This is a genomic window from Kitasatospora mediocidica KCTC 9733, from assembly GCF_000744225.1.
Taxonomy (GTDB): Bacteria; Actinomycetota; Actinomycetes; order Streptomycetales; family Streptomycetaceae; genus Kitasatospora; species Kitasatospora mediocidica.
Genome location: NZ_JQLN01000006.1, coordinates 613774 through 639282 on the forward strand (window position 1 = coordinate 613774; position 25509 = coordinate 639282).

The 25509-nt window shown below is 70.1% G+C and carries 28 protein-coding genes; 20 read left to right on the forward strand and 8 right to left on the reverse strand.

Annotation, left to right across the window (positions count from 1 at the left end):
* Window positions 1-66 precede the first annotated feature (66 nt).
* Window positions 67-981, forward strand: a complete 915-nt coding sequence (locus BS80_RS29050; RefSeq protein WP_083975500.1) for a SigB/SigF/SigG family RNA polymerase sigma factor — start codon at window positions 67-69, stop codon at window positions 979-981.
* Window positions 982-1162: 181 nt separating this feature from the next.
* Here the strand turns inward: BS80_RS29050 and BS80_RS42095 are convergent, their stop codons facing one another.
* From BS80_RS42095 to BS80_RS29060, 3 genes are all read right to left on the reverse strand, one after another.
* The gene (locus tag BS80_RS42095; RefSeq protein ID WP_198045647.1) at window positions 1163-1318 is read right to left on the reverse strand and encodes a DUF6131 family protein; all 156 of its coding nucleotides are present in this window, start codon (window positions 1316-1318) and stop codon (window positions 1163-1165) included.
* 73 nt (window positions 1319-1391) lie between these two features.
* The gene (locus BS80_RS41220) at window positions 1392-2051 is read right to left on the reverse strand and encodes a hypothetical protein (RefSeq protein WP_051967335.1); all 660 of its coding nucleotides are present in this window, start codon (window positions 2049-2051) and stop codon (window positions 1392-1394) included.
* A gap of 134 nt (window positions 2052-2185) precedes the next feature.
* Window positions 2186-2377, reverse strand: coding sequence for a hypothetical protein (locus tag BS80_RS29060; protein WP_157536661.1), 192 nt, complete (start codon window positions 2375-2377; stop codon window positions 2186-2188).
* Window positions 2378-2570: 193 nt separating this feature from the next.
* Between BS80_RS29060 and BS80_RS29065 the strand changes: the two genes are divergently transcribed.
* From BS80_RS29065 to BS80_RS29090, 6 genes are all read left to right on the forward strand, one after another.
* On the forward strand, window positions 2571-2978 hold the full coding sequence (locus BS80_RS29065; protein ID WP_035804236.1) for a hypothetical protein: 408 nt from the start codon (window positions 2571-2573) through the stop codon (window positions 2976-2978).
* Between the two features lie 108 nt (window positions 2979-3086).
* Window positions 3087-3902 (forward strand): alpha/beta fold hydrolase, encoded by an 816-nt coding sequence (locus tag BS80_RS29070; protein ID WP_035803630.1) that lies wholly within the window; start codon window positions 3087-3089, stop codon window positions 3900-3902.
* Complete coding sequence (locus BS80_RS29075; protein ID WP_051967336.1) at window positions 3902-5257, forward strand: PP2C family protein-serine/threonine phosphatase; 1356 nt, start codon at window positions 3902-3904, stop codon at window positions 5255-5257. The genes BS80_RS29070 and BS80_RS29075 overlap by 1 nt, the downstream gene beginning before the upstream one ends.
* Window positions 5254-5568, forward strand: a complete 315-nt coding sequence (locus BS80_RS29080; protein ID WP_035803632.1) for an STAS domain-containing protein — start codon at window positions 5254-5256, stop codon at window positions 5566-5568. Before BS80_RS29075 ends, BS80_RS29080 begins: the two co-directional genes overlap by 4 nt.
* 169 nt (window positions 5569-5737) lie before the next feature.
* Window positions 5738-6178 (forward strand): ATP-binding protein, encoded by a 441-nt coding sequence (locus tag BS80_RS29085; protein WP_051967337.1) that lies wholly within the window; start codon window positions 5738-5740, stop codon window positions 6176-6178.
* Between the two features lie 91 nt (window positions 6179-6269).
* Window positions 6270-6560: a hypothetical protein gene (locus tag BS80_RS29090; protein ID WP_035803646.1), complete on the forward strand. Its 291-nt coding sequence runs from the start codon at window positions 6270-6272 to the stop codon at window positions 6558-6560.
* Window positions 6561-6599: 39 nt separating this feature from the next.
* On the opposite strand, the gene BS80_RS38195 is transcribed toward BS80_RS29090, so the two are convergent.
* Both BS80_RS38195 and BS80_RS29100 read right to left on the reverse strand, forming a co-directional pair.
* Window positions 6600-7070 carry an STAS domain-containing protein gene (locus tag BS80_RS38195; protein WP_051967338.1) on the reverse strand — a complete coding sequence of 157 codons (471 nt, stop codon included), beginning with the start codon at window positions 7068-7070 and terminating at the stop codon, window positions 6600-6602.
* A 191-nt stretch (window positions 7071-7261) separates the two neighbouring features.
* Window positions 7262-7753 carry a MarR family winged helix-turn-helix transcriptional regulator gene (locus BS80_RS29100; RefSeq protein ID WP_051967339.1) on the reverse strand — a complete coding sequence of 164 codons (492 nt, stop codon included), beginning with the start codon at window positions 7751-7753 and terminating at the stop codon, window positions 7262-7264.
* Window positions 7754-7836: 83 nt separating this feature from the next.
* On the opposite strand from BS80_RS29100, the gene BS80_RS29105 reads away from it, so the two are divergent.
* The 5 genes from BS80_RS29105 (at window position 7837) to BS80_RS41225 (ending at window position 11507) form a co-directional block, all read left to right on the forward strand.
* On the forward strand, window positions 7837-9015 hold the full coding sequence (locus BS80_RS29105) for a PP2C family protein-serine/threonine phosphatase (protein WP_035803648.1): 1179 nt from the start codon (window positions 7837-7839) through the stop codon (window positions 9013-9015).
* A gap of 835 nt (window positions 9016-9850) precedes the next feature.
* Window positions 9851-10132, forward strand: coding sequence for a helix-turn-helix domain-containing protein (locus BS80_RS29110; RefSeq protein WP_408607447.1), 282 nt, complete (start codon window positions 9851-9853; stop codon window positions 10130-10132).
* A 448-nt stretch (window positions 10133-10580) separates the two neighbouring features.
* A complete protein-coding gene (locus BS80_RS29115) occupies window positions 10581-10751 on the forward strand; it encodes a hypothetical protein (protein ID WP_035803652.1) in 171 nt (56 codons plus the stop codon).
* 122 nt (window positions 10752-10873) lie between these two features.
* Window positions 10874-11059: a CsbD family protein gene (locus BS80_RS29120; protein ID WP_035803654.1), complete on the forward strand. Its 186-nt coding sequence runs from the start codon at window positions 10874-10876 to the stop codon at window positions 11057-11059.
* 238 nt (window positions 11060-11297) lie between these two features.
* On the forward strand, window positions 11298-11507 hold the full coding sequence (locus BS80_RS41225) for a hypothetical protein (protein WP_157536662.1): 210 nt from the start codon (window positions 11298-11300) through the stop codon (window positions 11505-11507).
* 57 nt (window positions 11508-11564) lie between these two features.
* Here the strand turns inward: BS80_RS41225 and BS80_RS29125 are convergent, their stop codons facing one another.
* On the reverse strand, window positions 11565-12125 hold the full coding sequence (locus BS80_RS29125; RefSeq protein ID WP_035803656.1) for a TetR/AcrR family transcriptional regulator: 561 nt from the start codon (window positions 12123-12125) through the stop codon (window positions 11565-11567).
* 82 nt (window positions 12126-12207) lie between these two features.
* Here BS80_RS29125 and BS80_RS29130 point away from each other — a divergent pair, with 82 nt between their 5' ends.
* On the forward strand, window positions 12208-13062 hold the full coding sequence (locus BS80_RS29130) for a patatin-like phospholipase family protein (RefSeq protein WP_035803658.1): 855 nt from the start codon (window positions 12208-12210) through the stop codon (window positions 13060-13062).
* 236 nt (window positions 13063-13298) lie between these two features.
* Here the strand turns inward: BS80_RS29130 and BS80_RS29135 are convergent, their stop codons facing one another.
* Window positions 13299-14675, reverse strand: coding sequence for a cation:dicarboxylate symporter family transporter (locus BS80_RS29135; RefSeq protein ID WP_063772099.1), 1377 nt, complete (start codon window positions 14673-14675; stop codon window positions 13299-13301).
* A gap of 136 nt (window positions 14676-14811) precedes the next feature.
* Between BS80_RS29135 and BS80_RS29140 the strand changes: the two genes are divergently transcribed.
* Both BS80_RS29140 and BS80_RS29145 read left to right on the forward strand, forming a co-directional pair.
* Window positions 14812-16440, forward strand: coding sequence for a sensor histidine kinase (locus BS80_RS29140; protein WP_035803660.1), 1629 nt, complete (start codon window positions 14812-14814; stop codon window positions 16438-16440).
* Entirely contained in the window at window positions 16437-17153 is a 717-nt protein-coding gene (locus tag BS80_RS29145; protein ID WP_035803662.1) for a response regulator, read from the forward strand. The genes BS80_RS29140 and BS80_RS29145 overlap by 4 nt, the downstream gene beginning before the upstream one ends.
* Window positions 17154-17166: 13 nt before the next feature.
* Here BS80_RS29145 and BS80_RS29150 read toward each other — a convergent pair whose 3' ends face one another.
* Complete coding sequence (locus BS80_RS29150) at window positions 17167-18186, reverse strand: LacI family DNA-binding transcriptional regulator (RefSeq protein ID WP_083975504.1); 1020 nt, start codon at window positions 18184-18186, stop codon at window positions 17167-17169.
* A gap of 225 nt (window positions 18187-18411) precedes the next feature.
* On the opposite strand from BS80_RS29150, the gene BS80_RS29155 reads away from it, so the two are divergent.
* From BS80_RS29155 to BS80_RS29175, 5 genes are all read left to right on the forward strand, one after another.
* Window positions 18412-20406, forward strand: coding sequence for a glycoside hydrolase family 127 protein (locus tag BS80_RS29155; RefSeq protein WP_035803664.1), 1995 nt, complete (start codon window positions 18412-18414; stop codon window positions 20404-20406).
* A 97-nt stretch (window positions 20407-20503) separates the two neighbouring features.
* The gene (locus BS80_RS29160) at window positions 20504-21751 is read left to right on the forward strand and encodes a sugar ABC transporter substrate-binding protein (protein ID WP_035803666.1); all 1248 of its coding nucleotides are present in this window, start codon (window positions 20504-20506) and stop codon (window positions 21749-21751) included.
* 65 nt (window positions 21752-21816) lie between these two features.
* Entirely contained in the window at window positions 21817-22791 is a 975-nt protein-coding gene (locus BS80_RS29165; RefSeq protein WP_035803668.1) for a carbohydrate ABC transporter permease, read from the forward strand.
* Complete coding sequence (locus tag BS80_RS29170; RefSeq protein WP_051967341.1) at window positions 22788-23630, forward strand: carbohydrate ABC transporter permease; 843 nt, start codon at window positions 22788-22790, stop codon at window positions 23628-23630. Before BS80_RS29165 ends, BS80_RS29170 begins: the two co-directional genes overlap by 4 nt.
* 51 nt (window positions 23631-23681) lie before the next feature.
* The gene (locus BS80_RS29175) at window positions 23682-25448 is read left to right on the forward strand and encodes an RICIN domain-containing protein (RefSeq protein WP_035803670.1); all 1767 of its coding nucleotides are present in this window, start codon (window positions 23682-23684) and stop codon (window positions 25446-25448) included.
* Window positions 25449-25509: the final 61 nt, after the last annotated feature.

Below are 25509 nucleotides of genomic sequence, written 5' to 3' on the forward strand. Positions count from 1 at the left end.
CTGATCTGATGTGTTTCGTTCTGCATCCTTTGACGGAACCCGGGTACGGGCCTCGGACAACCACGGATGTCAAGGAGGAGAGAGATGGTCATGCCGACCCTTCCGGGCGCGACGCTACCGATCCCCGCCACTGCTGCTGTCGAGCAGGACCGGAACCCCTTGCACCGGCCCGAGCCGTTCGCCCCGCTGCTCGACGAGGGCGGCCCCGGCGCCGTGAGCCCGGCCGATGCGCGCGTGTTGTCGAGGGAGCTGTTCGTACGGCTGCGCGGGCTGGAGGAGGGCACGCGGGAGTACTCGTACGTGCGCGGGACGCTGATCGAGATGAACATGGCGCTGGTGCGCTTCGCCGCCCGCCGCTACCGCGGGCGCAGCGAGCCGGCGGAGGACATCCTGCAGGTCGGCACGATCGGTCTGATCAAGGCGATCGACCGTTTCGACCCGGCCTATGAGGTGGAGTTCTCCACCTTCGCGCTGCCCACCATCACGGGCGAGATCAAGCGCTTCTTCCGCGACACGGGCTGGATGGTGCATGTGCCGCGCCGGTTGCAGGAGCTGCGCCAGGCGCTGGCCAAGGCCTCCGATGCGTTGGAGCAGCGGCTCGACCGGGCGCCCACCGTGGCGGAGCTCGCCGAACACCTCGGTCTGCCGCAGGAGGAGATCATCGAGGGCCAGAAGGCGAGCAGTGCCCAGACGGTGCGCTCGCTGGATGTGGCCGGCGACGCCGACGACGGCGAGCGCACCCTGGCCGACCGCTTCGCCGTCGAGGAGAAGGCATTCGAGGCCGCGCTCGACCATGAGACCCTCAAGCCGGTCATCGCCGCCCTGCCGGAGCGCGAACGACTCATCCTCTCGATGCGCTTCAGTGAGGATCTGACCCAGGCGCAGATCGGCGAGCGGCTCGGAGTCTCGCAGATGCACATCTCCCGCATCCTCAGCCGCGTCCTGAACGGCCTCCGAGCGGAACTGACGATCGAGGAGTAGCACGCAGGACTCGGGAACCAGCGTGCCGCCCAGCTGAGCGATCCGGGCTGCGAGCACCAGCACCGTGCACCAGCGCCGTGCGGCCGGTGGCCGCCGGTTCGACAGTACGCAGCCCGTGGCCGCCCCGTCCTGGACGGGGCGGCCACGGGCATGGTGGTCGCGGTGGGAACCGCGGTGCGGGTCACCAGTAGTGGCGTCGGCCCGCGAGAGCGTGTCCGGTGGCGCCCATGGCGACGAGCACGAGGCCGACGACGAGGGCGACGACTCCGATGGTCCACAGGATCGGGATGTGGACCAGGACTCCGAGGACAAGAAGGATGATTCCGAGAGCGATCATGGCGATCTTCCGGCTTTCTGGGTGTGCGGTGGTGAGGCCCGGCCCCGGGACACCGGGGCGGGCTCGGCTGTGGTCAGCCGCGCGGGCTGTGGTCGGCGGGGACGCGGTGGCGCCACCGGTGGATGCCCGCAGGACGGGCGTGGTTGCCGAACTCCGCGTCGGGCGCCACCGGTTCGGGGCCGGCGGCATCGCTGTCAACGGCTCCGCTGTCAACGGCTCCGCGGTCGTCGGCGGGCAGCATGTCAGGCGTGCTGCGTGACGTGGCGTCCGGAGAGACGGAGGCGCCGGCGGAGGCGCGTCGGGTCTCGGCTGCCCGAGCGCGGGCATCGGCCGCCTCCACGCGGGCGTTCGCCGCCTCGACCCGCGCTTCTGCTTCCCTGGCCTGCGCGTCGGCCGTCCGGCTCTGCGCCTCTTCGCGCTGACCGGCCAGTTCGTCGCGTTCGCGGCGTACCGCGGCCACGTGGCGCCGGGATTCACCGAGACCGGCCCGGGCGTCTCGACTGCGGCGTGTGGCGCGGCGCGCTCCGGCCAGCAGAAGGGCGACGCCGAGGACGGCCAGAGCCCCGACCACGAGCCCGTAGAGGAAGAGGACCCCGCTGGATCCCGTCACGTGGTAGCCGAAGACCGAGAACGTGTTGCCGATCGCGTGCGACGCGCCGGTGTTGCTGACGACTCCGGCCACCGCGACGACGACAGCGGCGATGAGGATGATGAGACCGAGGAGGACGATCATGACGCCTCCAATCTACGATGTAGACAGACGCTGAAGATCTCAATATCAGCAAGGTTAACACCGTAGACCTACAGGCGCAGGTCGGGCAGATTCCAGCCGCGGGCCCCGGGCCGAGGCCCGAAAGGCCGCGCTCCTCAGCGGGTGGGTGCGAAGGCGCTGAGCGCGGCTGCCAGGACGTCGTGGACGGCGGGCGCGGCCGAGCTGGAGGCGAGCAGGAAACCGAAGACGACGGCGACACAGGCCGTGAACCCGGTCGACTGGCGTTGACGCACCAGAACGGCGAGGACTACGCCGAAGAACACCAGACCTGAGACGTTGAGGATCACGGCCACCCCTCTGCGATCAGGCGGGCGGCGGCCGAGCCGCGCCCGGTATCTCTCTCAGCCGTCCCACATTTTTCCATGCCGCGATCACAGTTGGTGGAATTTCCACGCCGCGTCGCGTCCGGCGGTGTCGTGGGCCGGCCGCAGGTCGGGACGTCGGTGCGCGCGGCTTGCGGCAGGCACTATCCTCGGGTTCATGTCGAACCCCGATGGGCTGCTCGTCGACATCGCCGCGATGGTGGAGTCCGAGCACAGCAACCAGATGCCTTTGACCGTGGTCGTCCCAGGGGCGGTCATCACCGGCCGCCTTGCGCCGGAGAGCCTGTGGCACGAACGGGTGGCCGAAGTTCTCGCCGCCTCCGAGCACTTGAAGCCCTTCGCCGCGCTGTTCACGGCGCCCGTCACCGCCGGCGGCGAAGCGGGGGGCACAGCGGGCGGCGAAGACGTGGCACCACCCGCCGCGCCACCGACCCACCTGCATCTGCACGTTGCCCGCATCCTCCAGGGCAGCTACGGCCTGCCCCACACCGGGGGCATGTACCGCATCGCCATCGCCGACGTCAGCAGCTGGACGGTGGGGGACCTCAGCTACTCCGACCAGTGACGCCCCGTCCGGTGCGGGCCCGCCGATGTGCCGAACGGTCGCCGTGATCGATCCCCGCTGCCTTCGCGGTGTGCGGGGGCGGCCGTTCGGCGTGGCAGGATGCCTGGCATGGACATTCGCCGCAGGAACAACGTGACGCTCACCGGCCCCGAGGGCGGCGAGGGCGACGGCCCGGTGGTGGTCCTGGCTCACGGGTTCGGCTGCGACCAGAACATGTGGCGCCTGATTCTCCCGGCCCTGGCACGCCACCACCGGGTGGTGCTGTTCGACTACGTCGGCTCCGGCGCCTCGGACCTGTCGGCCTGGAGCGAGCAGCGGTACTCCTCCCTGGAGGGCTATGCCCAGGACGTCGTGGAGGTCTGCGACGAGCTGGGCCTGGAGCAGGCCGTGTTCGTGGGGCACTCGGTCAGCGCGATGGTCGGGGTCCTGGCCGCGCAGAGCGCGCCGGAGCGGATCGGCTCGCTGGTCATGGTGGCGCCGTCGCCCCGCTACATCGACGACGAGGGTTACCGGGGCGGATTCAGCGAGCAGGACATCGAGGAGCTGATGGCGTCGCTGGACGCCAACTACCTCGGCTGGTCCGCCGCGATGGCACCGGTGATCATGGGAAACCCGGACCGGCCCGAACTGGGACAGGAGTTGACGAACAGCTTCTGCGCCACCGACCCGGACATCGCCCGGGTGTTCGCCGGCGCGACGTTCCTGTCCGACAGTCGCGAGAGCCTGAAGAGTGTGAACCTCCCGACGCTGGTGCTGGAGTGCACCCAGGACGTGATCGCGCCGCGCGAGGTCGGCGCCTACGTGCACGCCGCGATCCCCACCTCCCGCCTGGTCACCCTGGACGCCACCGGCCACTGCCCGCAGCTCAGCGCGCCCGAGGCCACCGTCCAGGCGATCCTCGCCTTCCTCCAGGAGGCCCGGTGATGTGCCGCACCGCCGAGGAACCGGAACCCGATGCCGACCGAGGCACCGACGCCGCCTTCAGTGCCCTGCTGGAGGACAGCGCCGAGGACCTGTACGAGCAGGCCCCGTGCGGCTACCTGTCCACACTGATGGACGGGACCATCGCCAAGGCTAACGCGACCCTGCTGGGCTGGCTCGGTCTGGAGCGCCAAGCCGTGGTGGGCCGGATGCGCTTCACCGACCTGCTCACCGTCGGCGGCAAGCTCTACCACGAGACGCACTTCGCGCCACTGCTGCGCATGCAGGGCGAACTGGGCGGCATCGCACTGGAGATGAGGACCGGGAGCGGCGACCGGCTGCCGGTGCTGGTGTCCTCCGTGGTCAAGTACGGCAGCGGAGGCGAGCCGCTGCTGATCCGTACCACCGTCTTCGACGCCTCCGACCGGCGCGCCTACGAAGCCCAACTCCTGCGCCGTCGACAGGAGGCCGAGCAGGCCCGTGCCGAGGCCGAGCGGCAGCGCGAGCGGGCCGAGGACGCCCTGCGGCAGGCCGAGTCGGACCGGGCCCGGCTCACCGAGGCCCTCGCCGCCCTGCAGCAGTCGCTCGTGCCCACTTCACTGCCGGCCGTGCCCGACCTGGAGTCGGCCGTCTACTACCACACCGCGTCCCCGGATCGGCTCGGCGGCGACTTCTACGACCTGTTCCCCCTCGACGAGGACAGGTGGGCGTTCTTCCTCGGCGACGTGTGCGGCAAGGGACCGGCGGCCGCCTCCCTCACCTCGCTGACCCGCTACACCCTGCGGGCAGCGGCGCTGCACGATCCCGAACCCGCCACCACCCTCGCGACGTTGAACACCGTCCTGCACGAGCAGTACACGGCGGCCGGCGACCCGCGGTACTGCACCGCCGTCTTCGGCACCATCGAACCCGGACACGACCGGCAGCACCGAACGGTCCGCCTCGCCTCCGGCGGCCACCCGCCGGCCCTGGTCCTGCGCGCGGACGGCCGCGCCGAGTTCCTGGCGACCCCGGGCGGCCTGCTCGTCGGCATCCTGCCCGACGCCCCGTTCACCACCGCGCAGACCACCCTCGCCCCCGGCGACACCCTGCTGCTCTACACCGACGGCCTCACCGAAGCCCGCACCGGCCCGACCCGCACCAGCCTCTTCGGCGACGACGCCCTGCACGCCTTTGCCACCGACCATGCCCCCGCCGGCCCGCAGGAAGTGATCACCGCCCTGACCGGACTGCTGAAGAGCTTCGGCGACGGCCTCGACGACGACACCGCGCTCCTGGCGCTGGGCGTCCCCGCCACCCGTGCGACCACTGCTCCGACCACTCCTCCGGCGACGAATCCGACGAATCCAGCACGATGAGCCCGCTGAACACCAGCTGTCACGACACCGCCGCCGGACCCGTCCTGCGCGTCACCGGCGACCTCGACTACGAACACGCCCCGGCGCTGCGCCGACGCGTCGAGGAGCTGATCCTCGTGCCCGGCCAGTGCCTGGTCATCGACCTCTCCGGCCTCGACTTCTGCGACTCCAGCGGCATCACTGCCCTCCTCGCGGCCCTGCGCCATGCCCAGGCCAAGGGTGCCGACCTTGCCCTGGCCGCCGTCCCGGCCAACATCCTGCGCATCTTCTCGGTCGTCGGCCTCGACCGGGTCTTCACCCTCCAGGCCTGAAGACACCCCGCCGCAGCCCTGAGAAGCGTCCCGCCGCCATCGCCTCACGTGCCGCCGTCCGTCGGGCATCGGGAGTGAAGTCGAGGTGTCTCCCGGCGTTCCGAGGGAACGCGCCTGTAGAAGATCCGATCCGCTTCTTCCTCTTCGACCGATCTGTGAGGGATGGTAGATGGCTAGCGACGTGAGCCTCTCCGGGGCGGAATCGGCGGGCCCGTCCCCTGGCGGGCAGGTGCGCCGCCTGAGGTTGCTCGGCGTCCCCGGCCAGGTCTCCCGCGGGCGGGAGTTCACCCGCCGGGCCCTCGACGACTGGCATGCCCAGGACTGCGACGACGTCCTGCTGCTCGTCAGCGAACTCCTGGCCAACGCCGTCCTGCACGCCGGCGGAGCCCGGGAACTGCTGCTGCACGCCGTCCCCGCCCGGCTCCGGATCGAGGTCACGGACGCCAGCCCGAACCTCCCGCGCCCCCGGGCGCCGCAGGCAGCGGGGCTCCCGGGCGGGCACGGCCTGACCATCGTCGCCAAGCTCGCCGACCGTTGGGGAGCCGACCCCCGCGAGGACGGCAAGTCGGTGTGGCTGGAGATCGACACCCCGTTCCGCGCCGCTCGCTGAGACGCCCTCGTCCGGCGCGGCACGCCGTGTGGAGATGCCGAACCGGGGCAGGCGCGCAGTGGATGCGACCCGGCAGAGAGGAACCGACGTGATGACTTTCATCGAGTACACCCCGGAACTGGAGGAACTCCGTTCCCATGCCGGGGCGTTCGTCAACGATTGCCCAGAGGTGTGGGTGTCCGTGGAGGCCGAGTGCACAGTGGTGTTCGGCGGCGACGATCCGAGCCTCCTGCTTCGGGCCGCGGCCGACTGGATGCGGGAGGGGCCGAGCGGATACACCGTTCGAGCCGTCCGCTGGGAGCGTCGCGCCGGGAGTACGGCCCAGGCACTCTGCCTGACGGTGGCGCGCGAGTCGCGGCCTGGCGCGGCCGTCCAGCTCTGACGGCCGCAGACCATGAGGTCCGGCGCGCGCGGGGGCGTATCAGTCGTTCTGGTGGCCCGCCACTGCGGCCATGGCCGGCTCGGGCACCGCCTCGCTGCGGGCCGCCGGACGTGCTGACGGAAGTCCCAGTACCGGTGCCGTTCCGGTGAGGTGGAGGAGTCGCAGCACCACCTGTGAGGCGCGCTCGAGGTGGAAGGTGGCTCCGCTGTCGGCGATGCGGCGGTAGGCACGGAGCAGGCTCCCCAGTCCGGCGCAGTCGCAGAAGGACACCTCTCGCAGATCGAGGACCACGATGCGCGGACGGCCGAGCAGGGACTTCTCGACTGCCGAGGCCAGGCCGGGCGCGGTCTCGAGGTCCAGTTCACCGCTGAGCCGCAGGTGAGCCACGGCTGCGTGCACGGCGACGCGAACGGTGAGCAGGTCCGTCGGCGCCCCGTGATCGTCCTGCGGGGCGGAGAGTGCCGGTCCGGCGCCCTCCGAGGCGCGAAAAGTGGACGGTCGTTCGGCCATGAAAGGCCTCCCTTCGCCGGGTAGGCCCAAAGGTCACCCGGGACCGCAAGCTGCGGTACGGTCCACCATAGGGGAAACAGTTGCCAAGAGACAACAATCCACATCCGGCAAAGGTTCTGGCGGTGAACCTCGGGGCCGCCGCCCACCGGCCGCCAGTACCTGACGCGGCACTGGGCCGTGTCTGACGCGGACTAGGCGATGTGGGGGACGGCGGACGCGCCACCGTCCCCGTCGGCCACCCGCTGGTCGGCGGCCGCGCCGAACGCCCGCAGACCGGTGACCAGCGCCTTCCGGTCGGCAGGCCGCATGGCGTCGAGTACCTGCGCCAGTCCGGCTTCGCGACGGGCCCGCAGTTCCGCGAGGAAGGTGCGGCTCTGGGTCGTCAGATGCAGTTCGAGCTCTCGGCGGCTGCTCGGGCTCGCCGACCGCCGTAGGAATCCCACAGCCTCCAGCCGGTCGCACAGCCGACTCACCGAGGACGGGCGGGAGTCCAGTGTCTCGGTCAGTGTGCGGAGGTTGATTCCCTCGTTCTTCTCCAGGACGTACAGCACCTGCAGTTGGGACACCGACACCGGAACGGAGGACAGGTCCCGGCCACCGCCCCACAGCACCTCCAGCAGCTCCACCACGGAGGACGCGGCGGCTGCGTCTGTGCGGCCCGAAAGCGGGGAGACGATATCCATGAAGCCAGTCTGACACCTGAGGAGATCGGGTCAATGACCTGGCAGCCCTATCAGTGGACTCCCGAACGGAAAGACCGACCCCCATGGCACCGAACATCTCGACCGTGGAGCGCGCACTGCGCGCCGCGGCTCCGCATGCTCTGCTCGACGCCCTCCGTGCCGCCCTGCTCGCGCACTTCCCCGTTCGGGACGTCCGACTGCTGATGGCCGACTACAGCCAGACCGTGCTGCAGCCCGTCGCCGACCTGCCGCACACGTCCGCACCGCTTGCCGTGGGCGGCAGCGCCCCCGGCCGGGCGTTCGGATCCCAACAGCCGTTCGCCGAACCGGGCGAGGACGCCGGCCGGACGGTCCTGCACCTTCCGGTCACCGTACGGGGTGACCGGCTCGGCATTCTCAGCGTCGGTGTCGCACAGGACGACCTCACCCCCGAACTGCGGGACGCGCTCGCGGAGATCGCCGAGATGCTCGGCCACCAGATCGTGGTGGCCGAGCGCGACACCGACCTCTACCTCCAGGCCCGCCGGAAGGACCGCCTGACGCTCGCCGCCGAGATGCAGTGGCAGCTGCTCCCCGCCAGGGCCTGTGCCGGCGAGGAGTACGCGATCGGTGCCCAGTTGGAGCCCGCCTACGCCATCCACGGTGACAACTTCGACTGGTCGGCGACGGGCGACCGGCTCACCCTGACCGTCACCAACGGCATGGGGGAGGGCATCGACGCGTCGCTGCTCACCAACCTCGCCATCAATGCCCTGCGCAACGCCCGCCGGGCCGGGGTCAGCATCGCCGACCAGGCCGCCCTGGCGGACCAGGCCGTCTACGGGCAGCACAGGGGTGCGGCGCACGTGTCCGTGCTGCTGTTGGAGTTCCGGCTGGACAGCGGCGAGGTGGAGATCGTCGACGCGGGCTCGCCGCAGCTGCTGCGTCTGCGAGGCGGCACGGTCGAGCGGATCCAGTTCGAGGCGCAGCTCCCGCTCGGCATGGCCGACGACACCCCCTACCGCGCCCAGCGGATCCAGGTCCTGCCCGGGGACCGGCTGATCTTCGTCAGTGACGGCGTCCACGCGGTGGCGTCGGAGCTGGGTGAGGCGTACGGGGAGCGGGCCCTGGCCCGCGCCATCCTGGCCACCAGACTGCTGCCCGCCGCCGAGGTGCCGCGCGCCGTGCTGGTCGAACTCGCCCGACACCGGGACGCCGACCCGGACGACGACGCCCTGGTGGTCTGCCTCGACTGGTACGGCCGCCGAGCCGCGGAGCCGTGATCGCCGCTCACAGGTGGAGAGGTGCGCCCCGGTCACGCCTGCCAGGCGGCCTAGGGGCACCAACCTGCTCTTCGGACACGGAAAAATCTATGCTGGCTGGAGTAGACATTGCCATGCGCCGTGGTTAGTGTTTCTCTCGCAGGCGCAGTCAAGCAGTACCCACCAGACACGAACTGGTGGGGTGTGGCACAGAAGTTCGCAGGTCGGCACGGGTGTGGGGTCTTGAAGCCAGAGCAGGATCAGGACGGCGACAGGACCGGCAGCCGGGCCGGGCGGCCCGCAGGTATCAGGGGCCACCACCGAGCGGCACCGAGCAGTCGCGTTTCGCGGGATCTCAGTGAAGGCGTCAGGGCTGCGGGCGCGCGTGCTGGGAGTTCGGCAGTGGGGTTCCAAGCCAGTGAAAGTGTGGGACGGGCGACGGGGCTGGCTGCCGGACACACGGTGGCCCGGTAGGGCCATCCTGCAGTGCAACAGGTAGTTGGCAGTAAACCAGCGAGTACAGAGGATGAACGGAGGGACAGAGCGCCATCAGGATCGCCCGGCTCGTGATCCATTCACCCGGGCGGACACCGCAGACCCCCTTTGAGTACGAGGACGGTGGTTTCCGGTCACGCATACGCGATCCCCGCATGCCCCTTACCCAGGGTTCGTGCGGAACAAGGAACCCGGCTCACGCCGGTAGATGGTGTTGTTCCCCTTCGGGGCCCCGGAGCCGCAATGGCCTCGGGGCCCCTCGACGCGTTCCCCAGGAACCAAGAGAGGTGCAGTGACTACGACGACCGACAGGCCCGCTACCCCCGACTCCCTCGACGACGACGACTACCCCGCCTACACGATGGGCCGCGCCGCCGAGATGACCGGCACCACGCCCGGCTTCCTACGCTCTCTCGGGGAACAGGGTGTCATCACACCCCTGCGCTCCGACGGTGGCCACCGCCGCTACTCCCGTTACCAACTACGCATCGCCATGCGCGCCCGCGACCTCGTCGACCAGGGCACCGCAGTCGACGCGGCGTGCCGCATCATCATCCTCGAAGACCAACTCGAGGAAGCCCTGCGCATCAACGAGCAACTCCGCCGCTCCCAGCCCGGCGAGGAAACTGCCACCGACAACTGACGCCATTGCCCGCCCACAGCTCCCTCGAGACCGGCCGGCGGTGAGTGACAGATGCTCACCGCGGGCCAACCGGGGGACCCGCAGGCGGAAGACCGGCCGTTCGCGTCAGCAGATGGATGGCGCCCGGACCGGAGGTCGCGTCGCACACCCCGGTGCGGCCGATGCCGTCCCCGGATAGGCGAACACCTGCTCCACATCCCACTGGCGCAGCCGCTTCAGGACGTCATCCGCACCCTTCATCGCATGGGATCCAATCACTGCGGGCCGCCCCGAAGGACCACCGGACGCGGGCCCGCTCCATCGCTCCAGCGCTTCGTCTGACCGGTGAGGGCGGCGTGAAACTCCCTGCCGAGGCCGGCTGCCCCGGACAGTCCCGGCGGAAAATCCAGACGAATGTTCCCCCGACAGCGGGGAAAGCGATGTCTCAACACCGACTGTGGAGGTCACGATGGGTCCCCTTCTTCTCGTCCTGCTGTTGGCTCTGATCCTCTTCGGCGCCGGATTCGCACTGAAAATCCTCTGGTGGGTCGCCGTCGTCGTCCTGGTGGTGTGGCTGGTCGGATTCGTCGCCCGGGGCACCCACGCCTCCGGCAGCCGAAACCGCTGGTACCGCTGGTAACCCAGGAGTTCGATGTGTGAAGGCCGTGGTCCTGGGCAACCGCGTGGTGAGGGAGCGAGCCGCTTCAGCGGCGGGACGCTTCAAATGATCGGCACTGGACGTCTATCTCAGGAGGATTTCTCATGGGTGAGGGTGACAAGGTTTCCAACATGGCCGACAAGGCCAAGGGCAAGGCGAAGGAGGCCGCCGGAAAGGCCGTCGGCAATGAGCGCCTGGTAGCGGAGGGCAAGGGCGACCAGGTCCGAGGAGACGCCAAGCAGGCCGGCGAGAAGGTCAAGGACGCGGTCAAGGACGTTCTCGACCGCTGAGGCACGACACGCCAGGGGGAGTTCCCCGAACCCGACGGGTTCGGGGAACTCCCCTGTGGTAGCCCTTGGAATGCTGCTGGTTACGGTCTGCTCGGCAGGCTCTTCAACGCACCGCTGATGACATTCAGCGAGTGGGGGCCACCGCCCTGATCCGGGGTATAAGGAGCGAGGATCGGGTCGGCTTACCTTTCTGTTCCATCTTGCGGACGGTGGCCTTCGCCAGCCTGAGAAGCTTCTGATGCGGATCTCCGAATATTCCCATGGCATCCACCTTCCGGAGTGCTCATTCTTCACGCTCGAAGAGAGCGCACTGCTGACTAACCGTCAGTCCGCTGTGACCGGATGGTCCATGGCCCCGGAGAACCTGGCCACCAGTCCTGTCGAGCTGCGCCCTGCCTCAGCTGCGTCCTGGATCACCCGCGGTCTGGATGGGGTCTATGCCCAGTGAGCGTTCGAGATTAGCGATCTGTTCGTTCGTTCGCTTCGCCCGGAATCTCTCCTTCATTCAAGGCCGGAGGAGTTCGCAGAAGCGGTCCAGGGCAAGGTCAGTGCGGCGGCGGTCGCCGGTGGTCGTGAGATCGAACAGCAGGCCCCGCATGACGGCCATGGCCAGCGTGGGGGTGACGGTGTCGTCCGGGCCGGTGGTGGCGTCGGGGAACGTGGCGCCGAGGGTGTCGAACCAGCCGGTGATCGCCTCGGCCTGGTCCGGGTAGTTCTCGGGGTGGGCGAGGCCGTCGGCGTGCACCTCGAAGATCAGCCGGACGTACGAGGCGCGTTCGGGTGCGCTCATCCAGGCCCAGATGGCGCGCAGGCGTTCCTCCGGGGATGCCGTCTTTGGCGGGAGGTTCTCGGTCAACCGTGTCGCACCGCGGCGGCGGGCCTCGGCGAGGACGGCAGCCACCAGCTCCTGCTTGCTCTCGAAGTCGTAGAGCAACATCCGGGGGCTGGTGTCGAGAGCCGCGGCCAGTGGCCGCAGGCTCAACCCGGCCAGGCCGTGTGCCAGGACGTAGTCGGTCGCCCGTGCCAACGTGCGCTCCCGCCGGGCGGGGTCTGGGGGTCGCCCCACGGCGGACCATCCTCTCGGTACTGCGGATCTGAGCCGGCATCAGTATATGGTACGACTGTTTCAATAACGAGAGGAGACAGTCATGCACGCACTCGACCGGGCGCTCGTCCTGGGCGCCGGAGGTCTCGTCGGCACAGCCTGGATGGCCGGACTGGCCTGCGGACTGCACCGCGCCGGGGTGGACCTCGGCGAGGCCGACCTGTTCGTCGGCACCTCGGCCGGCGCGATCCTCGCCGCACTGCTGGCCACCGGCCAGGACCCGGGCCGACTCGCCACCCCAGTACGCCCCGCCGACACCAACAGCACCCCGCCCCAGGTGGACGGGCGCCGGTTGGGCGAAGCGTTCGCCGTGCTCGGCAATGCCGCCTCGAACCCAGCCGAGGCCTGGCGCCGAGTGGGCCAGATCGCGCTCGCCGCCGAAACCGGCCCCGAGCAGGCACATGTCACCCGGATGCGCGCCATGGCCGGCGCAGACCAATGGCCGGATCGGAAGCTGCTCATCACCGCGATGGACGCCGAGACCGGCGCGCAGGAGGTCTTCGACCGCGCGAGTGGCGCACCCCTGCCCTCCGCCGTCGCGGCAAGCGCGGCCTTCCCGGGCATCTACCCACCGATCACCATCAACGGCCGCCGATACATGGACGGCTCCCTGCGGTCGGCAACCAACGCCGCACTCGCGGCCGGAGCCCGCACGCTCGTCGCGATCGACCCGCAGGCGCACCTGTTTCCCCGCGAGTTGCTCCACCAGGAGCTGGCGGTCGCCGCGGCGCACACAGTGGTGACCATCGAGCCCGATCCGGCATCTGTACGCGCATTCGGCTCGGACCTCAACGACCGCACGGTCTGGGAACCGGCCTACCAGGCGGGCCTTCGGCAAGCCGCCGATGCCGCAGAGCAGCTCCGCCTCGCCTGGAAGACCGGATCCGACATGGACTGACCGTCCGCCCGATCCCCAGACTGCTGCCCGTCCGGTTGACCCCGCCCTCGGCCCTGGTCCTACCTACAGCTGATTCGCGACGAGCTACCACCGCCGGCAAGCCGTCCGGTCGTCAAGATCACGATCTACCGCTGGAGTGCTCAGCGCTGTCGATCACCGACCGCGGCGTGACCGCTCTCCTGAGCGAGAGCACCATCGGCCCGCAGCTCGCCCAGGCGATCGGCTCCCGCCCGCTCTCAGGCCACCGCGGTCTCCGTGCTCGGTGCTTGGGGCTGCTCGGGGACGGCAGGCCGGTGGTCGGTGGGGTCGGCGAGGACGGTCTCGTCGAAGGGGATCCGGCCGGCGAGCACCTCGCTCACCCGGGCGTGGTCGATCTCCTTGGTCCAGTGACCGATCAGGACGGTGGCCACCGCGTTTCCGGCGAAGTTGGTCAGCGCGCGGGCCTCGGACATGAAGCGGTCGATGCCGACGATCAGGCCGACGCCGTCCACGAGTTCGGGCCGGTGTGACTGGAGGCCGCCGGCCAGGGTGGCGAGGCCCGCGCCGGTGACGCCGGCGGCGCCCTTGCTGGCGATCACCATGAAGACCAGCAGCGAGAACTGCTGGCCGAGCGAGAGCGGCCGGTCCATCGCCTGCGAGATGAAGATCGAGGACATCGTCAGGTAGATGGCGGTGCCGTCCAGGTTGAAGCTGTAGCCGGTCGGCACGGTGATGCCTACCACCGGACGGCTGACGCCGAGGTGCTCCATCTTCGCGATCAGCCTCGGCAGCGCGCTCTCGGAGGAGGAGGTGGAGAGGATCAGCAGCAGCTCGCGGGCAAGGTAGCGCAGCAGCGCGAGGACGTTGACGCCGGTGACCAGTCGCAGCAGCAGGCCGAGCACCACGATGACGAAGATCGCGCAGGTCAGGTAGAAGCCGACCATGATGACGGCCAGGCTCTTGAGCGCTGCCGTGCCGGTCGCGCCGACCACCGCCGCCATCGCGCCGAGGGCACCGATCGGGGCCACCCACATGATCATCGACATGACGCGGAAGACCAGCCGCTGCAGGCGCTCCACGCCGCGCAGCACCGGCGCACCGGCGCTGCCCATCGCCTGGAGTGCGAACCCGCAGAGCAGCGCGACCAGCAGGGTCTGCAGTACCTGGCCCTGGGTGAGTGCGGAGAGCAGGCTGGTCGGGATGATGCCGAGCAGGAAGTCGGTGGTGCTCTGCTGGCCGCCCACCGCCTGGGCGTGTCCGGCCTTGGCGAGCGCCTGGGTCAGGTGCAGGCCCGAGCCCGGCTCCAGCATGTTGCCGACCACCAGGCCGAGGCCGAGTGCGACGGTGGACATCACCAGGAAGTAGCCGAGTGCCAGGCCGCCCACCCGGCCGACCTTGGCGGCCTTGCTCACCGAACCGACGCCCAGCACGATGGTGCAGAAGATCACCGGGCTGATCATCATCTTGATCAGGTTGACGAAGCCCGTCCCGATCGGCTTGAGCTGGACGGCGAACGACGGCGCCGCCAGGCCGAGCACGATGCCGGCCAGGACCGCAGCCAGAACGGTGAGATAGAGGTAGTGGGTGCGGTCGGCCGGTCTCTTCGTCCGGTCGGTTGCTGCTGTGATCGTCATGCGTCGGCTCCTTTGCCTGCATTCCCGCTGCCCGTGGGGGCGGGCCGCTCCGACTATCGGCGCTGGAGGTGACGGGCGTCACGTTTGCGTTCATAGAGTTCACGGCTGAGTTCACCGCAGAGGCACACTGTCCGACATGCCCATCCGCCCACCCTCGCCACCGGGCCGGCTGCCGCGCAGCCTGGCCGGGCAGCTGTTCGCCGTCCAGATCGTGATCGTCGCCGTCGTCGTCGCCGGCAGCGTGATCCTGGCGTATCTGACGGTCGCCGCGCGTGCCCGTGACGCAGCCTTCGGCCAGGTCTCCGCCACCGCCCACGCGGTCGCGGATTCCCCCACCGTCCGGCAGGCGGCCACGGAGCCGGACCCCACCGAGGTGCTCCAGCCCTACGCGCAGCGGGTGTGCGCGGACGCGGGCGTCGCCTTCGTCACGGTGATGAACACGCACGGCGTGCGCTGGACCCATCCCGACCCGACGCAGATCGGCCGGCCCTTCCTCGGCCATATCGAGCAGGCGTTGGCGGGCGGGACCGTCAGGGAGACCTACACCGGCACCCTCGGCCCGTCGGTGCGGGTGGTCGTCCCGGTCCAGGACGACCGGGGGCGGGTCATCGCCCTGGTCAGTGTCGGCATCAGAGTGCAGTCGATCAGCCGGCAACTGAACGGCCCGCTGCTCGTACTGGCCGGGGTCGCGCTGGCCGCGCTCGCGGTCGGCGGCCTCGGTACCTACCTGGCCAACGCGCGGCTGCGCCGACACACCCACGGCATGGGCGCAGACGAGCTGAGCCACCTCTACGACTACCACCAGGCGACGCTGCACTCGGTCCGGGAGGGCCTGATCCTGCTCGACCGCGCGGGCACGGTGGTGCTCTGCAACGATGCGGCCCGCGAACTGCTCGACCTCGAAGGCCCTGCGGAGGGAAGGAAGTTCGCTGAACTCGCGCTGCCCGAAGCGCTGACCCGGTCGGTGCTGGGCGCCGATCCGGCCCACGACGAGCTGCACCTCACGGCGGACCGGGTGGTGGTGCTGAACACCTCGGCGATCGGCCCGGGCCCCACCCTCGGTACCGTTGTCACTCTGCGCGACCACACCGAACTCCAGTTGCTGAACGGCGAGTTGGACTCAGTCCGGGGCTTCTCCGAGGCGCTCGGCGCGCAGGCCCACGAGGCCGCGAACCGGCTGCACGCCGTGGTCGTGCTGGTGGAACTCGGGCGGTACGGTGAGGCCGTGCAGTTGGCCACCTCCGAACTCGAACTTGCCCAACGCCTCACCGACCGAGTGGTGAGCGCTGTCAGCGAACCGGTGCTGGCCGCGCTGTTGCTCGGCAAGACCGCCGAAGCGGCAGAGCGCGGAGTGGAGTTGACGCTCACCGAGGACAGTCGCATCGACGACGGTGTACTGCCTCCCGAGCTGCCCGCCCGCGACCTGTTGACGATACTCGGCAACCTGATCGACAACGCCGTGGACGCCGCGATCGCCAACTCCGCCGCGCACCCGGGACCCCCCGAGGTGGTGGTGACCGCGCGGATCGACGCAGGCCGACTGCTGCTGAGGGTCGCCGACACCGGAGCCGGAATCGAGCCGGGCGAGGTCGACGAGGTGTTCCGGCGCGGCTGGTCCACCAAGGAGGAGCGCGGGCACGGTCTCGGCCTCGCCCTGGTCGCCCAGGCGGCCCGCCGCAACGGCGGCGCCGTGGAGGTCGGACGCGAGCGGGGCGCCGTACTGACGGTCCGGCTCCCCCTCCAGCGGTCGGCGGCCGTGCAGTGACCCGGGCCGCGACGATCGACGTGCTGGTGGTCGAGGACGACCCGGTGGCGGCCGAGGCGCACGCGCTGCACGTCAGCCGCGCGCCCGGCTTCCGGACCGTCGGCACAGCGCACTCGGCCACCCAGGCGCTGCGCTTCCTGGAGAACGCCCGGGCCGCGGGCCGCCCGGTGGACCTCACGCTGCTCGATCTCCACCTGCCTGACGGCCACGGCCTCCAACTCTGCCGCACCCTGCGGGCCGCCGGGCACGGCACCGACATCATCGCCGTCACCTCGGCGCGCGAGCTGACGACGGTCCGCCAGGCGGTCTCGGCGGGCGTGGTGCAGTACCTGCTCAAGCCGTTCGCGGCCGCCACCCTGCACGAGCGCCTGGACCGCTACGCCCGCTACCGCGCGTCGCTGGCCCGGACGGGTGAGGCCACCGGGCAGGACGAGGTGGACCAGGCCTTCGCCGTGCTGCGGACCTCCGAGCGCAGCACCCTTCCGAAGGGCCTCAGCGCACCCACCCTGGAGGCCGTCGCCACGGTGTTGCAGCACGCGGACGGCAGCCTGTCGGCTGCCGCCGCCGGCGTGCGGGCGGGTGTCTCGCGGATCACCGCGAGACGCTACCTGGAACACCTGGTGGACACCGGCCTGGCCGTCCGCGAACCACGCTACGGGCAGGTCGGGCGACCCGAACTATGCTACCGGGCACGGAATATGAGCGGCAGCTAAGCTCTGCGCGGGGTCAGGCCGATTCCCGGACCATCAGGCGGCACGGCACCGTGTGGGTGCCGGGGTCCGGCCGGGCGTCGATTGCTTCCAGCAGCCGCAGGGCCGCGATACGGCCGATTTCGACCAGGTCGACATCGACCGTGGTCAGCGGTGGGCGGCTGGCGAGTGCCATGGTGTCCCAGTTGTCGTAGCCGATCACGGCGACGTCCTCCGGTACGCGGACTCCGCGCTCGCGCAGAGCGTCCGTGACGCCTCGGGCGATCTGGTCGTTGCCGCAGAAGAAGGCGTCGGTGTCCGGGTCGGAACGCAGCACCGAGTCGGTGGCCCGGCGCCCCCATGCCTCGCTCCAGTCGCCGTAGTGCACCCGGCCGGTCGACAGGGGGAGGGACGATTCGCTCAGCAGTGACTCGGTGTGGCGGGCGCGGTCCTGTGCCGCGGCGTGGTGGGCCGGTCCGGTGACGTGCGCGATGCGGGTGCGCCCGCCGCCCAGCAGGTGTTCGACCGCCAGGCGGCAGCCGCCCTTCTCGTCGCTGATCACCGAGATGTCGCGGGGGCCGGTGGACGGGGAAAGGGCGTAGACCACCGGTACGTCCTGCACGTCTTCCAGCGGGGGCCTCGGGTCGGTGCGGCGACCCGTGACGATGATGCCGTCCACCCGGCGGTCCATCAGGTTCCGCAGGTGATGCTGCTCCCGGATCGCGTCCCCCCGGGTGTCGCACAGGAGTACGGATATCCGGCCCGCTCCGAGTGCGTCCTCCGCGCCGAGCAGGACCGGCGTGCTGAATCGACCGATGCCGTCCGTGGTCATCAGGCCCACGGTCCAACTGCGTCCGCTGTGCAGGCTCTGCGCCTGTTGATTCGGACGGAAGTCCAGTGCCTGAACCGCGGCCATCACCCGCTGCCGCGTCTCCGGGCGCATCCGGCCGCTGCCGCTGAGCGCCTTCGACGCCGTACCGACGCTCACCCCGGCCAGGGCGGCGACGTCTGTGAGCCTGGCTCTCGCCACGACGGCCGGGCGGACGTTCTCGGACACGGGGAAACCCTTTGCTCAGCTTCGACGGCAGGCCCCATGGTGCCACAACAGCGAGGTAATAGCGCCTTGTTGCACGCCAAAATGCTTCGATGTCAGCACTCTTGACGCCCTGGTTGGTTGCGCCTACGTTTCCGGCTGGAAAAGGTTTGCGCAGATGCCGACGTAGCTGTTCCCCGTCTGCGTTGTCCGCCCCCGTGCCCACCCGGCGTTGATCCTGGGAGGATCATGTCCCGCAGCACCTCCACCCCCGCCACCCCCTCCACGCCCGGTCCGGTCCGGCTCGGTGCCCGGGCCCGGACCGCGCAGCGGCCGACCGTCGATCCGGTCGTGAGCGGGGGCTTCTGGTACGACCGGCGCCGGACGATCGCCCGCGTGTCCATCCCCCAGGGCCCCGGCCTGCTGGAGTCGGCCGGCAATCTTCACGACCTGCGGCTGGCGGCCGGCGCCGCCGACGGCCCGTTCCGTGGCGACTACCCCTTCATGGACTCCGACGTCTACAAGTGGCTGGAGGCCGCCTCCTGGCAGCTCGCCCAGGCCCCTGACGGCGAGCGCGATGCCGCCGCGGAGGCATCCCTGGCCGAGCACGTGGAGAAGATCATCGCCTTGGTGGCGGACGCCCAGCAGTCGGACGGCTACCTCAACAGCTGGTTCCAGTCAGGGAGGGGCAAGGGTCCGTATGTGGACCTGCGCTGGGGTCATGAGCTGTACTGTGCCGGTCACTTGATCCAGGCGGCCGTCGCCCGTCACCGAGCCACCGGCGACGACAGCCTGCTGCGGGTGGCCCGCCGGTTCGCCGACCACATCGACGCCACGTTCGGCACCCCGGACAGCGGGAAGCCCGTCGACGGCATCGACGGCCACCCCGAGGTGGAGACCGCGCTCGTCGAGCTGTACCGGGAGACCGGTGAGCGGCGCTACCTGGACCTGGCCGGGTACTTCGTGGACCGCTTCGGTCACGGACGGCTCGGGGGAGAGGCGTACTGCCAGGACCGGGTTCCGCTGCGCCGGGCGGACAACGTGGAGGGCCACGCCGTCCGCCAGCTCTACCTGCTGGCAGCGGCCGCAGACCTGGCCGCCGAGACGGGAGACGACGAACTGGGCTCCGCCGCAGCCAGGTTGTGGCACGCCATGGTCGCCACCAAGACCTACCTGACCGGCGGCGTCGGCGCCCACCACGACGAGGAGGACTTCGGCGATCCCTACGAGATGCCCAACGAACGGGCCTACTGCGAGACCTGTGCCGCCATCGCCTCCATCCAATTCAGTTGGCGCATGGCCTTGTTGACGGGGCAGGCCCGCTACGGTGACCTGATCGAACGGACCCTCTTCAACGGCTTCCTGGCGGGCATGTCGCTCGACGGGGAGCGCTGGCTGTACGTCAATCCGCTGCAGGTGCGCGACGGCCACACCGACACGGGAGGCGACCAGTCCACCCGCCGTACCCGCTGGTTCCGCTGCGCCTGCTGCCCGCCGAACGTCATGCGGCTCCTGGCCAGCCTGGAGCACTACGTGTCCGCGTCCGACGGGTCCGGCCTTCACTTGCACCAGTACCTCTCGGGACGCTACCGAGGGGAGACGGGTCGAGGGCTGCCCATTGTTGTGAGCGTTAACACGGACTATCCGTGGCAGGGCCGCATCACGGTGACAGTCCAGGAGAGTCCGGATGTGCCCTGGACACTGTCTCTGCGCGTACCGCAGTGGTGCCGCGACTACACGCTCAGCGTCGACGGCGTTCCCGCCCGCACCCCGGACGAGGTGGACGCGCAGGACGGCTGGCTGCGGGTGGAGCGCGTCTGGACCGCCGGGGACACCCTCGTGCTGGAGCTGGACCTGCCAGTGCGCCTGGTCGAGGCCGACCCGCGGGTGGACGCCGTCCGCGGCTGCGTCGCGATCGAACGCGGCCCGCTGGTCTACTGCGTCGAGCAGGTGGACCACCCGGGCGGCGGCCTGGACGACGTCGTCCTCGACACCAGCCGCCCGCTGTCCGCCAAGGACCGTCCCGACCTGCTCGGCGGTGTCGTCACGGTGCTCGGCGCCGGCTACCGGCGCCGGCCCGTCCCGTCCGGCTGGTGGCCCTACCAGGACCGGGCGGACGCGGCGGACGGCGACCCCGCGTCAGCCGTCGGCAGGGGCGAGCCGGTGGAGCTCACCGCGGTCCCGTACTACGCCTGGGCCAACCGCGAGGACGGCGGCATGCGCGTCTGGCTTCCCACCGACTGAATCCCCGCTCAGGACGCACCCCCCCGCCTCCGAGGCATCCGCACCTCTCGGCACCGTCCCCACCGCAGCGTCCCCACCCCCGAACGAGGTCATTCCCATGAGACAGACCCGGCGCACCGCGATCGCAACCGTCCTCCTCACCGCCACCGCGCTCGCCTCCGCGACCGCTTGTTCCAGCGGCTCCACCGCCCAGGGATCCTCCGACCAGGGCACCTTCACCTTCTGGGACCCGTATCCGCAGTTCGACGCCTCCTCCGACTGGGGCAAGCGCGTCGCCTCGTGCGGCACCCCGGCCGGTGTCACCGTCAAGCGCACCGCCCTGGACACCACCGACCTCGGCAACAAGGCCCTGCTCGCCGCTCAGCAGGGCGATTCGCCCGACGTCATGCTGGTGGACAACCCCGTGGTCTCCACGCTGGTGGAGGCCGGGATCCTCACCAAGATGAGCGATCTGGGCGTGGACACCTCGTCCGTCCAGCAGAACATCATCGGCGCGGGCACCATCGACGGCGCCGCCTACGGACTCCCGATCGGTGCGAACACGCTGGCCCTCTACTACAACAAGTCGGTCCTGGACGCCGCCGGCGTCGACCCCGCCTCCGTCACGAACTGGGACTCCCTCAACGCCGCGCTGGCCAAGGTCAAGGCGGCCGGCAAGAAGGGCATCACCTTCTCCGCGATCGGCACGGAGGAGGGCAGCTTCCAGTTCCTGCCCTGGTTCTGGGGCGCCGGCGGTGACCTCACCCACCTCAACGGCTCCGGGGGCGTGGACGCCCTCTCGCTGTGGAAGGGCTGGGTCGCCGACGGCTACGCACCCAACGACGTGCTGAGCAACACCCAGACCACCAGCTGGCAGGAGTTCGCCACCGGCCAGTACGCCTTCGGCGAGAACGGCACCTGGCAGCTGGCCAACGCGGCGAAGGCCGGCTTCCCCTACGGCGTCATCACCATCCCCGCCAAGGACGGCGGGCCGGCGCCCGCTCCCACCGGCGGAGAGTTCGTCACCGTTCCGGTGCAGAAGGACACCGCCCGCTACGCCGTCACCAAGCAGATCGTCTCCTGTCTGACCAATGCGGCCAACCTGCTCGGCACCGACACCGCGCTGTCCTACATCGCCCCCACCCAGGCCGTGCAGGCCCAGCAGACCCGGGCCGACTCCGCCCTCACACCGTGGGTCAGCGCCGTGGCCGCCGCCCGGGGCCGAACCAGCAACGGCCTCGGCGTCAAGTATCCGGTGATCTCGCAGCAGATGTGGACGGCCGTGCAGGGCGCCCTGTCCGGAAGCCAGGGCCCGCAGGCGGCCCTCGCCGCCGCGCAGAACGCCGCCGCGAACCACCAGGGCTGACGCGGAGCCTCATCCCGGAACCACCGCGCGTCCTGGACGCCGCCAGTTGCTGCAAGGAGTTTTCCGTGACTCTCGCCCACACCGACCGCCCGCCGCGGTCACCGGCGGCGTTCAGGGCGACCCACCGAACCCGCGGCCCGCAGGCCGCCGTTCGGTGCCGGCGCCGACGCACCCAGCTGACCGCGTGGGCCTTCGTCGCCCCGCTGGTCGCCTACCTCGCCGCCTTCTACCTCTACCCCCTCTACCGGAACCTGGATCTGAGCCTGCGCCACTACACCGTGCGCTCGTTCGTCGACGGCAACGCCCCGTTCTCGGGGTGGGCCAACTTCTCCCAGGTCCTGCACGACCCGACCTTCTGGCCCGCGCTGACCAACACCGCGGTCTTCACCGTGGCTTCGCTCGCGTTCCAGTACACGATCGGCCTGGCCCTGGCCGTGTTCTTCAACCGGCGCTTCCGGCTGGCCGGCATCCTGCGGGCGCTGTTCCTCATCCCCTGGCTGCTGCCGCTGATCGTCTCCTCGTCGACCTGGGCGTGGATGCTCAACAGTGAATCAGGCATCGTCAACCACACGCTGAACCTGGTGGGGATCGCCCCCGTCGACTGGCTCACCTCGCCGCGCTGGGCCCTGACCTCGGTCATCATCGCCAACATCTGGATCGGCGTCCCGTTCAACCTGGTCGTCCTCTACAGCGGCCTCCAGAACGTCCCCGCCGAACTGTACGAGGCGGCATCCCTCGACGGTGCCGGCGCCTGGCAGCAGTTCCGCCGTATCACCTTCCCGCTGCTGCGGCCGGTCTCCGCCATCACTCTTCTGTTGGGTCTCGTCTACACCCTCAAGGTCTTCGACCTGATCTGGATCATGACCAGAGGAGGTCCGGGAAACTCGTCGTCCACGCTCGCGACCTGGTCCTACAGACTCGGATTCGGCACTCTGCTGCCCCAGTTCGGCCCCGGAGCAGCGGTCGGGAACATCCTCATCCTCATCGCCCTGCTCTTCGGCCTGCTCTACATCCGCATCCAGAGGAGGCAGGAGGCATGACTCGCCCCCGCGCCGGCCGTCCCCGCGCCGGCCGTTCCCTTCGCACGACCGTGATCGGCGTCGGCCTCACCGCGCTCATGCTGTTCCCGGTGTACTGGATGATCAACGTGTCCCTCACCCCCCAGCAGGACATGCGCAAGTCCCCGCCGGACCTCTTCCCGCTCCACCCCACCTTCACCGGGTACCAGGCGGTCCTGCGCGATCAGTTGCCGTACCTCGCCACCAGCCTCCTCATCGGCGTCAGCACGGTCGTGGTGACGCTCGTGCTCTCCGCACCCGCCGCCTACGCCCTGGCCAAGCTGCGCCCCAGGGGCAGCGGATTCCTGGGGCTCTCGCTGCTGATCGCCCAGATGGTCCCGGGCATCGTCATGGCGATGGGCTTCTACGGCATCTTCCTCAACCTCGGCATCATGCACACCTGGTGGGGACTGGTCATCGCCGACTCCACCCTCGCCGTCCCGTTCGGCGTGATGATCTTCACGGCGTTCATGTCGGGCATCCCCGACGAACTCACTGCGGCGGCCACCGTCGACGGTGCCGGTGCCTGGCGCACCTTCTGGTCCGTCGTCCTGCCCGTCAGCCGCAACGCGGTGGTCACCGTCTCGCTGTTCAGCTTCCTCTGGGCCTGGTCGGACTTCGTCTTCGCCAACACCCTCGACAGCGGCGGCGACCTCCAGCCGATCACCCTCGGCATCTACCGCTACATCGGGAACAACAACCAGGAGTGGAACTCGATCATGGCCACCGCCGTCGTCGCCTCCATCCCGGCCGCCGTCCTGCTGGTCCTCGCGCAGCGTTACGTCGCCGCCGGCGTCACTGCCGGCGCTGTCAAGGACTGACCTGGCGCCCGTTCCCCACCCGTCTCCCACCCAGTCAGGAGAACTCGCCCCATGCAGACACCAAAGACGCCCCGCCGGCGACGGCCGCTGCCGCGCTCTGTCGCCGCCATCGGCACCGCGACCCTGGCGATGGTCGCCGGAACCTTCGGCGGCGCCCCCGCTCAGGCCGCCCCGACCTCCGCCACCACCCTGGTTGTCAGCGCCGACCAGGCCCTGCGGCCCGTCACCCATGTCGCCGGCGGCGGCCTCTACGGCCTCGCGACCGCCACCAATCCGACCGACAGCCTGGTCGAACCGCTGCACCCCAATACCTTCGTCCAGATGGCCCCCGGCGGCCACCAGCTGCCCAACGGTGAGCCCGGCCCCGCCGGTGACGCCCTGGTCGTCGCCCCCGAGGCGGCCAGGGCCGGGGCCAAGGTCGTCGTCCGGATGCCCGATTGGTACCCCAACTTTCCCTATAGGTGGGTCAGTTGGAGCGACTGGCTGTCAGCCGTCGACACCCAGGTCGCCTCCGTCAAGTCCTCCGGCGCCACCAACATCGGTGCCTACGAGCTGTGGAACGAGCCGGACTGGACCTGGGACACCGCCAACGCCGGTTCCTTCGACTCGGGTTGGACCAGGACCTACCAGGAGGTCCGCGCCAGAGGCGCCAGTACCCCCATCCAGGGCCCGAGTTATTCGCACTGGGACAACAGCCGGATGAGCACCTTCCTCGCCGACGCCAAGGCCAGCGGCACCGTTCCCGACATCGTCTCCTGGCACGAGCTCGGGGGGAGCCAGAACATCGCCGCTGACGTCGCCGCATACCGGTCCCTGGAGGGCAGCCTGGGCATCAGCCCGCGGCCGATCGCCATCGAGGAGTACGGCACCACCAGCGAGGTCGGCGTACCCGGCCCCCTGGCGGGCTACATCGCCAAGTTCGAGCGAGCCGGGGTCCACGACGCCGAACTCGCCTTCTGGAACCACTACGGCACCCTCGGCGACACCCTGGCCGACACCGGCGGCTCGCCCAACAGCGCCTACTGGCTGTACAAGTGGTATGGCGACATGTCCGGCACGATGCTCACCACCACGCCGCCGGCGCAGACCGGCATCGACGGCGCTGCCTCGCTCAACGGCGCGGGCGACCAGGTCAGCGTGATCTTCGGTGGCGGCTCCGGCTCCTCGGCCGTCACCGTCGACGGTCTCGGCTCCCTGGCGGCCTTCGGCAGCACCGTGCACGTCAAGCTGGAGTACACCCCATCCCTTGGCCGCACCGTCGCCGCCCCGCCGCCGCTCACCATCTCCGAGAGCGACTACCCGGTCCGCAACGGCTCCATCACCGTGCCGGTCGCCGGCAACGCCGCCTACGGGTACCACCTGGTCGTGACTCCCAGCGGCAGCTCCACCTCGCTCGCCGGGCGCTACCAGATCACCAACGTCAACAGCGGCCTGGCCCTGGACACCCAGAACGCCGGCACCGCACAGGGCGCCGCCGTCGTCCAGGCCACCTCGACCACCGGCACCGACCAGAACTGGACCCTGGTGTCCTCCGGTTCCGGCCTCTACAAGATCGCCAATCAGAAGAGCGGCCAGGTGCTGGGCATCACCCAGGAGAGCACGAGCGACGGCGGCACCGCGCTGATCTGGGGCGACAACGGCACGCCTGACCATCTGTGGCAGTTGATCCCCGCCGGCGGTGGCCGGTACAAGATCGCCAACTACAACAGCGGCCTGCTCCTCGGCATCACCAACGCGACCACCGCCTCCGGCGCCCAGGTTCTGCAGTGGGACGACAACGGCACCGCCGACCACCTCTGGACTCTTACCGCCCGCTGAATCGCGGTGCCCACCAAGGGGGGTTCACTCCTCACTTCACTGGGGTCGAGGCCGGTCGACC